Origin of the sequence: Phaeobacter sp. (genome assembly GCF_022825805.1) — a bacterium.
In the GTDB taxonomy this organism is placed as follows: domain Bacteria; phylum Pseudomonadota; class Alphaproteobacteria; order Rhodobacterales; family Rhodobacteraceae; genus Phaeobacter.
In genome coordinates this window covers 1-10,647 of the sequence record NZ_JAJDWC010000015.1, presented here as the reverse complement: position 1 = coordinate 10,647, position 10,647 = coordinate 1, and the positions used below count along the sequence as shown (strand labels likewise).

The 10,647-nt window shown below is 55.3% G+C and carries 9 protein-coding genes and 2 pseudogenes; 4 read left to right on the top strand and 7 right to left on the bottom strand.

Annotated elements, in window-relative coordinates; genetic code table 11:
* Window positions 1-141 (top strand): annotated as a pseudogene (locus Q0C28_RS01090) (IS481 family transposase); the annotation flags it as partial.
* On the opposite strand, the pseudogene Q0C28_RS01085 reads toward Q0C28_RS01090, so the two are convergent.
* From Q0C28_RS01085 to Q0C28_RS01060, 6 genes and pseudogenes are all read right to left on the bottom strand, one after another.
* Window positions 139-450: pseudogene (locus Q0C28_RS01085) on the bottom strand (SDR family NAD(P)-dependent oxidoreductase); the annotation flags it as partial. The pseudogenes Q0C28_RS01090 and Q0C28_RS01085 sit on opposite strands and share 3 nt — an antisense overlap.
* Window positions 447-1,985, bottom strand: a complete 1,539-nt coding sequence (locus Q0C28_RS01080) for an AAA family ATPase (RefSeq protein WP_293572799.1) — start codon at window positions 1,983-1,985, stop codon at window positions 447-449. The gene Q0C28_RS01080 and the pseudogene Q0C28_RS01085, both read right to left, overlap by 4 nt.
* A gap of 66 nt (window positions 1,986-2,051) precedes the next feature.
* Entirely contained in the window at window positions 2,052-2,699 is a 648-nt protein-coding gene (locus Q0C28_RS01075) for an acyl-homoserine-lactone synthase (protein WP_293572798.1), read from the bottom strand.
* A gap of 93 nt (window positions 2,700-2,792) precedes the next feature.
* The gene (locus Q0C28_RS01070) at window positions 2,793-3,512 is read right to left on the bottom strand and encodes a LuxR family transcriptional regulator (protein WP_293572797.1); all 720 of its coding nucleotides are present in this window, start codon (window positions 3,510-3,512) and stop codon (window positions 2,793-2,795) included.
* A gap of 317 nt (window positions 3,513-3,829) precedes the next feature.
* The gene (ccrA, locus tag Q0C28_RS01065; protein WP_293572796.1) at window positions 3,830-5,110 is read right to left on the bottom strand and encodes a crotonyl-CoA carboxylase/reductase; all 1,281 of its coding nucleotides are present in this window, start codon (window positions 5,108-5,110) and stop codon (window positions 3,830-3,832) included.
* Window positions 5,111-5,287: 177 nt separating this feature from the next.
* Window positions 5,288-6,694 (bottom strand): 1-acyl-sn-glycerol-3-phosphate acyltransferase, encoded by a 1,407-nt coding sequence (locus tag Q0C28_RS01060; protein ID WP_293572795.1) that lies wholly within the window; start codon window positions 6,692-6,694, stop codon window positions 5,288-5,290.
* Window positions 6,695-6,921: 227 nt separating this feature from the next.
* Between Q0C28_RS01060 and Q0C28_RS01055 the strand changes: the two genes are divergently transcribed.
* The 3 genes from Q0C28_RS01055 (at window position 6,922) to deoD (ending at window position 10,059) form a co-directional block, all read left to right on the top strand.
* Window positions 6,922-8,901, top strand: a complete 1,980-nt coding sequence (locus Q0C28_RS01055) for a protein meaA (RefSeq protein ID WP_293572794.1) — start codon at window positions 6,922-6,924, stop codon at window positions 8,899-8,901.
* A 113-nt stretch (window positions 8,902-9,014) separates the two neighbouring features.
* A complete protein-coding gene (locus Q0C28_RS01050; RefSeq protein ID WP_293572793.1) occupies window positions 9,015-9,332 on the top strand; it encodes an H-NS histone family protein in 318 nt (105 codons plus the stop codon).
* A 22-nt stretch (window positions 9,333-9,354) separates the two neighbouring features.
* Window positions 9,355-10,059, top strand: a complete 705-nt coding sequence (deoD, locus tag Q0C28_RS01045; protein WP_293572792.1) for a purine-nucleoside phosphorylase — start codon at window positions 9,355-9,357, stop codon at window positions 10,057-10,059.
* Between the two features lie 52 nt (window positions 10,060-10,111).
* Here the strand turns inward: deoD and Q0C28_RS01040 are convergent, their stop codons facing one another.
* A complete protein-coding gene (locus Q0C28_RS01040) occupies window positions 10,112-10,534 on the bottom strand; it encodes a DUF1989 domain-containing protein (protein ID WP_293572791.1) in 423 nt (140 codons plus the stop codon).
* Window positions 10,535-10,647: the final 113 nt, after the last annotated feature.

Sequence of the window (10,647 nt, the reverse complement as noted above, 5' to 3'; positions counted from 1 at the left end):
ACCTCAGACGACCGCGCCGCCGATCTGCCCGTCTGGACACATCTCTACAATTGGCACAGACCACACGCGGCCCTAAAATCAAAACCACCAATCAGCCGGTTACGATTAAATCGGAACAACCTATTGAGGCTCCACACCTAGCGGGATTTCATCAATGGTTCCGGGAGGGGTGAACACCCCGGCGTTGTTGAACAAAACATCCAACCGCCCTGCCCGTTTCACAAATGTGTCGAATGCAGTCTCAACTTCGGTTGGTTTGGTGACATCGGCAGGCAGCACGATGGCGCGTTGTTCATCAAACCCGGTTGCCACCTCCTGCAAGGCAGCCGCGCGGCGCGCCAATAGGCCAACGGTCCAGCCTTCCTGCAAGAATAGAGTGGCAACCGCCCGGCCAATTCCTGAACTGGCGCCTGTGATCAGAATGCTTCGGCTCTCTGCATCGGATGTCATAACGGTGTGTCCTCCTGCGCCTCCAGCGTCAGGGTGCTTGCCGGGGTCGCCCGCAAATCATCGACCTGGAGTGGTCCTGTTGGTTTGGAAAGCCGGTTGCGCACAACCCAAATCAATCGGTCCTGCGCCCGTGTGATTGCAACATAAGCCAATCGTTTCCACAGGGGTTGTCCCGCTTCGACCCGACCCATACGGGCTGCTGCGTAGATATCTGGGGCAAAGACCTGCGCGGTTGGCCATTGCGACCCCTGCGCCTTGTGGATCGTGACGGCTGCACCGTGCAGAAAGGCCGCGCCCATTCTGGCAGCAAACGGAATAAATGGCTCTTCTTCTTCCGGTTTCTCGATTTTAACAATCGAGGCGGCACTGACCTGCGGATCTTCGGCCCCCATGACGTGCAAGCGCGAAAACCCCGGCTTTCGGCCAGGCCCAAGGTAGACAACCTGCGCCCCTTTGATCAGGCCACGCGCCTCCAGATCCAATCGTTTCTTTCGGTGCTTCAGCGGTAATTCAATGCCATCGCAGATCAGTGGCTCGCCAGCCAGCAGGCTATCTTCTGGTGCGCCGTGAACTGCGCGAAAGGCGTTGATCAAACGAATGCGGGTGTTGTTACGCCATACCAACACAGGCGAACGGGCCATAAGGTCGACCTCGACCCGTTGTCCAAGAACAACCCGTTCATCACGTCGCGAGATCTCTTCGACCATGCGTTCAAAGGCCTCGAAACCCAGATCTGGGTCGGCCAAGGCATGGGCAAGATCCAGGATTGGATTGCCCGCTTCCTGACGGTGGATCCGGTTCAGCACCAGTTTGCGCGTCTCGGGAAGTGTTTCAAACACCATCGCACCGGATTGGTTCACCGGAGCAAGCTGCGCGGGATCCCCAAACAACAGGAGCGTTGGGAAAATCTCTTTCAGATCGTCAAATTGCCGATCATCTAGCATGGACGCTTCATCGATGAAGCCGATGTCCAAAGGCTCTTCCCGCCGTTTCCAGCCCGTGATGAAATCCGACCCCCGCAAGCCCGCAGCAGCAAGCGCACCTGGAATGGACTTGTTCTTTTCATAAAACGCTTTGGCCCGTTCCAGCGCTTCGTCGGTCACATCTTCGAGTTCGGGTTGATCCCCGGTCCCCGCCAGCCATTCGGCGATACGCTCATAGTCTGGGTCATAGACCGGGGTGTAGAGAATGCGGTGAATTGTGGTCGCAGGAACGCCCCGCAGGCGCAAAACGCTCGCGGCCTTGTTGGTCGGTGCGAGGATCGCAAGCGTGCGTCGGTCTTCATTCTTTTTGCGGCTCTCGTAATCACCCGAAACGATTTCGACACCGGCCTTTTCCAGCGCTTTGTACAGCTCTGCCAGCAGCAGTGTCTTACCCGATCCCGCCTTACCAATGACCGCCATAGCCCCCGCATCCCCGCGCGGTGGGTGCAAGAGATCATCTTCGAGATCTACGCCTGCCTCATGCAAAAGCGTGCTGACCCGATCAAAGGCAACGGCCTGATCGTCGGAGAATTGAATGGGTGACGTGTTCATGGCGGGACCCTATAGCCCCGCGCACAGCTGCGCCAGTGCCGATGATCCCACCACAAACAGTTTCCGCTATGCTGTCAGCGCCATGGCCTGAGGCACCGGTGCCTGCGCGCCACCCAAGGATAAATCGAACCAAAGCGTAGATTGTTCAGCGGAAATTCCTGCCAGCTTCGCCACGCGATCATAGGCAGCGCGCGAATACTCCCACAGGCCCAGACAGACCCGGTCCCGTCCTGAACCTTTGGTGCCGATAATGTCCGGGCTAAAGCCGAGTGCCCGGTATATGCGCACCATGCGGCGATCAAAAACACCTGCGAAATGCGCGATATTGAAGTTCCGCATCAGCTCCAAACCGCCAAGCGTCAAGGCACCGGCAACACCGCCTTGCGCGCCGCGAGACAGACAGAAACGGGTGCATTCCCAGATAAGAGGGCTGGAGATCCGTTTGCCATCGTTCAAATCGGCAAACACATCGTTCACCATGATGGGGCCGGTCGAGGGCAAAAACCGCATCGAACCACCGTGGCTGCCGTCTGCGTTCTCCCAAATCACATAAAGCGGGTTGAGCGCATCATAGCTGTCGCGCTCCTCGCTGTTGCGATCAACCTGAACGTCCCATCCCAACCGAGTTTTAAATTGATCCGCGCGATCCCGAAACATCGAACGAGCCAACGGTTCAAACTGGGCCAAGTCCTGAGCATAAACATAACGAAGCATAAGTAGTCCCCTTTAAATTGAACAGTGGGACTAGGGTACGCCTGGAAATGCATCTCAACTATAGGGTTAATATTTCACTTAAAGCTCAATCATCTAGATCAAAATCAGTCCGAGACTGATGGCGCGCGCAATAGCATGCGTGGTGTTGATCGCGCCCAATTTGAATCGCGCGCTCTCGATATAGACACGCAGTGTGTGCTCTGAAATCGAGAGAGTTTTGGCCACTTGGGCACGGCTATACCCCATCGCCAGCAGCGTCAGGGCATCGATCTCTCTGGGTGACAGCGGCTGCACCTGATCGGGGCCACGGTCTGGTTCGAACTCAAGCACCTTGCGGTTCATATAGTGCCCCAGCAGGATAAGATCCCGGCTATGGCGCTCGGTAAATTTGTCCCATTCTGCGTCATCGCAGGTGTGGCTGATGGTGAAAAGCGCGAACTGTCCGTTTGGGCCACGGATCGGAATTGAGTAACCTTGGTTGCCCACATCATGGTCCAGCGCGTCCTGCAGGAACTCTCGTGCAGCTTTCGGTGACCAATCCAAGCGTCGCCAATCTACCGGGTGGAACCGCTGATGGCAGCCGATGATGACTGGATCGACCCGCACATAAGCCCGTTCCTGATAGCGGGTTACCCACTCATCAGAATAGGTCCCAAAGTAATAGTGATCGCCGGCACTATCCACCCAATGGTACATGCCATGGTTGACGCCGAAACTGTCACAGATCCGTTTGATCAGCTCACGCAGATCCTCCACCGATGTCGCGGCGTCCAATACCTCTAGGATAAAATCAAGATTAATCCGGCTTGCCATTCAGTCCCTGTTATCTCGGCTTTGGCAGCGCTGCTGCAGTTATCAATTCCATTTAGATGTGCGGCCGAACGCGTCGGTCTGACCGTCAAAGTACCAATTGATACCCATTGTTATGCATATGTAAAACAAACGAGAAAAGTTCCACCAGCCCAGTCGCGACCAAAGTCGCATCACACCTTCGCAGTCATACTTGGGATCTTTGCAGTCAATCAACACACCTATAACGCGAATACAAAGCAAAATCCACGGATTACATGCTGTAACCCGTGGATCTAGTTTTTCTCAATAAGATGTCAGATCGCCAATACTGGCGCTACTTAACCTGCCAAAACCTCTTCAAGGGTGCGCAATCCAGTGCGGGGCGCTTGCACCAGCACGGACATATTTCCAGGTTTATGCTCGTTGCGCATCATCTTCATGTGGGCTTCGGGCAGGTCAGCCCATGGGAATACCTCTGACATGCAGGGATCAAGGCGACGTTCGACCATCAACTGGTTGGCTGCGGCAGCCTGTTTCAGGTGGGCGAAGTGCGAGCCCTGCAGGCGCTTTTGGTGCATCCACATGTAGCGCACATCAAACGTCAAATTATACCCGGTGGTGCCTGCACAGATCACCACCATGCCGCCTTTTTTGACCACGAATGTCGACACCGGGAAGGTGCTTTCGCCCGGGTGTTCAAACACCATATCAACGTTCACACCCTTGCCGGTGATGTCCCAAATCGCTTTGCCGAATTTGCGCGCTTCCTTGAACCAATCTGCGTATTCCGGAGTGTTCACTGTGGGCAACTGTCCCCAGCAATTGAAATCCTTGCGGTTGATGACGCCCTTCGCGCCCAGATCCATCACGAAATCACGCTTGCTTTCATCCGAAATCACACCGATGGCGTTGGCGCCTGCCGTATTGATCAACTGGATCGCATAGGAGCCCAAGCCGCCGGACGCACCCCAGACCAGCACGTTCTGACCAGGTTTCAGGTCGTGTGGTTCATGGCCGAACAACATCCGATAGGCCGTCGCAAGGGTCAGCGTGTAGCAGGCGCTTTCTTCCCAGGTCAGGTGTTTGGGGCGCGGCATCAATTGCTGCGCCTGCACATTCGTGAACTGCGCAAACGAGCCATCAGGAGTTTCATAGCCCCAGATACGCTGGCTTGGGGAATACATCGGATCCCCCCCGTTGCAGAATTCGTCGTCGCCATCATCCTGGTTGCAGTGGATGACCACTTCGTCCCCGACCTTCCAGCGTTTCACCTTGTCTCCGACGGCCCAAACGATCCCGGACGCATCAGAACCCGCAATGTGAAATGGTTGGCCATGGCCGTCAAAAGGGCTGATCGGCTGGCCGAGTGCGGCCCAGACCCCATTGTAGTTTACCCCTGCAGCCATCACGAGGACGAGCACATCGTGGCTGTCCAGTGTCGGGACATCCACGACCTCCTGCAGCATCGCTGTATCTGGCGTGCCGTGGCGTTCCTTGCGAATGGACCAAGCATACATCTTCTTTGGAACAAAGCCCATCGGCGGCATCTCACCGAGTTCATAGAGTTCTTTTTCAGGGGCCTCATAAGAAATGGCACCGTTTTGCGTATCCAAAGCCATGCTGGCCTCCTTCTGATCTGTCCTGTGCGTGATCGGTTTGTGCCGCGATGCAGAATCGCAGCTCGCCCCTAAGGATTAGGATCGACAAAGTAATATTGCAATACTGTTTGGCAGGTTTTTGAAATTTTATAACCTTGCTGCCGCAGAAAACTCTTCGCAGTCGCAGAAAACCCCTCGTTAGCGGGCTTTGTCTGGCCAAAGGTGACGAATAGAGTTGGCATAATATGCCAGCAAGATTCGCTGATCCGGGGCGACGTGGAGGCCCCTGTCATCCTGCGTGATGATCCCACGCGCTTTCAGGCGATCGACGCCCTGCGTGATCATTTCGCTCAGCCTGTCATCGGCACTCAGCCCATGCTGTGTCGGTAGATCAGCCAGTTTGGCGCTTACCCGCTCCTCAAGCTGCGCAACCGTGATCGGGGTGTCTCCACCAACGGTCAATTCATCCAGTAGCAGCGCAACCATGGGCGCAGGCAGGATCGGAACAGCCTCACCTATGCGGGCCATCAACTCCAGACCCAGCTCCGTCGGGTCGTCCGCCTCATCCTCCGTGCCTGCAAGGATACTTTGCAGGCTGAGCGGCGTCCCAAAACTGACCGCGGCCTGCCCGACCCCCCGATACCGCCCCGTGATCCAGAGCCAGACCTGATAGAAAAACCGCAGGGCGATCACCGAAATCCGCGGCCGAAATTTGCGCTGACCCTCGCCTGCTGCTTGGGTCAAGATCTGATCCTCAAGCACCCGGTCATAGTTTACAGCGACCGGCACAAAGACGACGTCACGCTGCAACTCATCCGTGCGATCAGTCGCCAAATAGCCATCAACGATGTATTTGATCAGCCCAACTTTGGGATCTTGCAGCGCACCTGTGAGGCTCAGCCCGCCTTCCGGAAAAATCGCCTGTGTCACTCCATTCTGGGTCGCAAGCCGTACATAGGTCGACAGCACCTGCCGATACAGATCATTGCGCGACTTACGACGGATAAAATACGCACCCATCGCCCGGATCAGACGCGACAGCGGCCAGACCCGCGCCCATTCGCCTACGGCATAAGACAGCGCCGAATGATCGGCCGCCAGATAGGTGATCAACACATAATCCATATTGGATCTGTGGTTCATCACATAGACAACCGTTGCCTCGGGATCGATCTGTGCCAGCGCCGGGCGGTCGCGATACCCAAGCTGAACACGGTAAAGCGTGTTCGACAGGAACCGTGCCAACCGTATGGCAATGCTGAAATAAGCGACCGCTGAAAAGGACGGCACGATTTCGCGCGCATAGCGCCGTGCCTCCTCAAAAGCGACATTGTCTGGAATTCCCGACGCTTTCGCATGGGCCGCCATGGCTTTGGTGACGGCGGGATCATAGATCAGCCGCTGTATCATGTCGTAGCGGCGCGCCAATTTGAAAGGGCGGATGGGGCGTTCAAGCCGCCGGTTCAGCCGTTCAACCGCCCGTTCAAGTCGACGGCGGAAAAACCAACGCACAGATGGGAAAAGAAAATGCGATGCGAAAGTGACCGCCGCAAACAGTACGATCAACAAAAATAGCCAAAGCGGCAGCTCAACCGTTTGCATCATTCCGCAACCATCGCTGACCGCTTACGCTAAGGCAAGTGGATAGCGTCACAAACCCCACCCCATCTGTCGTTTTGTAGTGCGCCAAGCCCCTCTTCTGTTTCGGAACAGCAAGGTTGATCTGTTTCGCCGCAATGCAGCGAATTGACAAAGGTTCATAATTACGATTTAGATCCCAATTGAGAAACAAAATTACCGTCATATCAGATCGAACATAGCAGAGGATCGTCATGCCGCAGTCGCAAAACACCCGCACAGCCGACCGCCCCTGGCTCATCCGGACCTACGCAGGGCATTCCACCGCTACGGCGTCAAACGCACTCTACCGTGCCAACCTCGCCAAGGGACAAACAGGCCTGTCCGTCGCCTTCGATCTGCCAACTCAGACCGGTTATGACAGCGACCATGTCTTGGCCCGCGGAGAGGTCGGAAAAGTGGGCGTCCCGATTTGCCATCTGGGGGATATGCGCACGCTGTTCGATCAAATTCCACTTGATCAGATGAACACATCCATGACGATCAATGCCACTGCACCGTGGTTATTGGCGCTTTATATTGCTGTTGCAGAGGAACAAGGGGCAGATATTTCGACCCTGCAAGGAACAGTCCAAAACGACCTGATCAAAGAATACCTGAGCCGCGGCACATATGTGTGTCCCCCGCAGCCAAGTCTGAAAATGATCGCGGACGTTGCCGAGTATTGCTACACCCACGTTCCCAAATGGAACCCGATGAACGTCTGTTCCTACCACCTGCAAGAGGCAGGCGCGACACCCGAACAAGAACTCGCTTTTGCATTGGCCACCGCACAAGCGGTTTTGGACGAATTGCGCCCGCGTATTTCCAAAGAAGACTTTCCAGCAATGGTCGGACGGATTTCGTTCTTCGTGAATGCAGGCATCCGGTTTGTTACCGAAATGTGCAAAATGCGCGCCTTTGTCGATTTGTGGGATGAAATTTGTCAGACCCGCTATGGCGTCGAGGACCCCAAATTCCGGCGTTTCCGCTATGGCGTACAGGTCAATTCACTCGGGTTGACTGAACAACAGCCCGAAAACAATGTCTACCGTATCTTGATCGAAATGCTCGCGGTTACGTTGTCCAAAAACGCGCGTGCCCGGGCCGTGCAATTGCCAGCCTGGAACGAGGCGCTCGGCCTGCCGCGCCCATGGGATCAACAATGGTCCATGCGCATGCAGCAAATCCTCGCATACGAAACTGATCTCCTGGAATATGATGACCTCTTCGACGGGAACCCAGTTGTGGACCGCAAGGTCGAAGAGCTGAAAGATGGCGCACGTCGCGAACTGGCAAACCTCGATTCAATGGGCGGCGCGGTGTCTTCGATCGAATACATGAAATCTCGGCTCGTCGAATCCAATGCTGAACGTCTGAATAAAATCGAAAAGAACGAAACAATCGTCGTCGGCGTAAACAAATGGACGACAGGAGAGCCATCGCCGCTCCAAACCGAGGATGGTGGCATCATGGTGGTCGATCCCGCCGTGGAAGCCGCACAGATTGACCGACTAACCGCCTGGCGTCAGGACCGTGACGAACCGGCAGTGCAATCGGCACTGGCGGCGCTGCGCAAAGCCGCAAACGAAGGCGCAAACATTATGCCCGCATCGATTGCCGCCGCCAAAGCAGGCGCAACAACGGGCGAATGGGCAGAGGAAATGCGCCGGGTCTACGGTACCTATCGCGGCCCGACTGGCGTGTCTAAATCTGTTTCGAACCGCACCGAAGGGCTCGAAGAATTGCGCGATGAAGTCGACGCCGTCAGCGACACCTTGGGGCGCCGCTTGAAACTGTTGGTTGGCAAACCGGGACTGGACGGACATTCCAATGGTGCGGAACAAATTGCAGCGCGCGCCCGCGATTGCGGCATGGATATCACCTATGATGGCATCCGGATGACACCCGAAGAGCTCGTGGCCTCAGCAATTGATGGGAAAGCCCATGTGGTTGGGATGTCCATTCTGTCCGGAAGTCACATTCCATTGGTCGAGGAATTGATGCAGCGGATGGAAACCGCAGGGCTAGCGCATATTCCGGTGATTGTGGGTGGAATCATCCCAGATGATGATGCGGACAAACTGCGCGAATTAGGCGTTTCCAAAATTTACACTCCAAAGCATTTTGAACTGAATGCAATCATGGGAGATATTGTGCAGCTGGCCAAACAACCAAGATCAGCAGCAAACTAGCAATTTTCCGCAAATAAAGACCCCAAACGGTATTTTCGGGCTGAAGCCAGGTAATATGCACGGCATAAGAAACGCTGCCGCGGCGTGCGGCATACTTTTGACTGGAGCCCGATATGACCCTCGATTTGAATGCAATGTCCCGCAAAGAGTTGCTGCAATTGCAAATTGATGTCGAAAAAGCACTCAAAGACGCCGAAGTCCGCGAGCGTTCCGAAGCCCTGAAAGCTGCACAAGACGCAGCTGCCAAGTTTGGGTTTTCGCTGGAAGAAATCGCAGGTGCAGCCCGTGCGACAACCAAGAAAAACAAAGCAGCCCCCAAATATCGGAACCCTGAAAACCCAGAAGAAACCTGGACGGGTCGTGGCCGCAAACCACATTGGGTCCATGCAGCGCTGACCTCCGGCGTTGATATCTCCGATCTCGAAATTTGATTTCGAAAACGAAGGATCTGAAATGACAGTTCATATTGGCGCCAAAAAAGGTGAGATCGCAGAAACTGTTCTTCTGCCTGGTGACCCTTATCGTGCAAAATGGGCCGCAGAAACCTTTCTGAAAGATGTGCGTCTTGTAAATGAAGTGCGCGGAATGCTCGGCTTTACAGGAACCTGGAATGGCAATCCGGTGACCATTCAAGGCAGCGGAATGGGCATGCCGTCCTTGTCGATTTACGTGAATGAGTTGATCAAGGACTATGGCGCAAAAACCCTGATCCGGATTGGGTCCTGCGGCGGCATGCAGCCAACGGTGAATATTCGCGACGTTATTCTGGCTATGACAGCCACGACGCTCAGCACCCCATCGCGCGGCATCTTCAAAGAAGTGAACTTTGCCCCCTGCGCCGACTGGTCTTTGCTGCAGGCTGCTGCGCAGTCAGCTGCAAGCCGTAACCTGACGCCACATGTCGGCGGCATCTACTCCTCTGATGTCTTCTACGATGAACGCCCTGATCTGAACGAACAAATGGTGCGCCACGGCATCCTTGGCGTCGAAATGGAAGCGGCCGAACTGTACACTCTGGCGGCGCGCTACCAGTGTCGGGCGCTCGCCGTTCTGACGGTATCGGATCACTTGCAGACAGGCGAAGCGCTGCCATCCGATCAACGGGAACGCAGCTTTGGCGATATGGTTGAAATCGCGCTGGACGCCGCGTTCGCCTGATTGGCCTGCACATTGACGATTAAAGAAGGCAGCTCAATGAGCTGCCTTTTTGCTATCCCCGTCCATGCGTCTGATCATAACCATTTCGCGCCGGTGAACGCCAATCACCCAACGCGCCTTCCTGCGGGGCGAAGATCTCGACCTGCAATGGGAAACAAGGAGCCGCGTCGCTGGTATGTTCGGCCCCACAATCCCCGCCCGGACAAGCGCTCAACGCGCCGAGCAGGTCAATTTCAGCAAAAAACTCCAGGTAGTCCCCCGGCCGCACAGGGCTTGCTTTCATGAAGTATTGGCCAGTGTCGCGGGTAAAACCAGTGCACATGAACACATTCAGCACGTCATGAATATGCGGCTCTGCCGCAGCAAGAGATATGCCCAGATGATCGGCCAGTGCACGGGTCAAATTGGAGTGGCAACAATAGTGATAATTGTCCCCTGACAAGAGATTTGTAAGTGCCGGATGTAATCTCCCCAAAAGGGGCGTTTGAAATTTCCCCAGTTGGTAGCGTCCTGGGCGATTTTTGAACCTTAAATATTCAAAAATCGAACGGGGCGCGGGCCGTTAAGCTCGAAGCTCAAGAAGAAGGA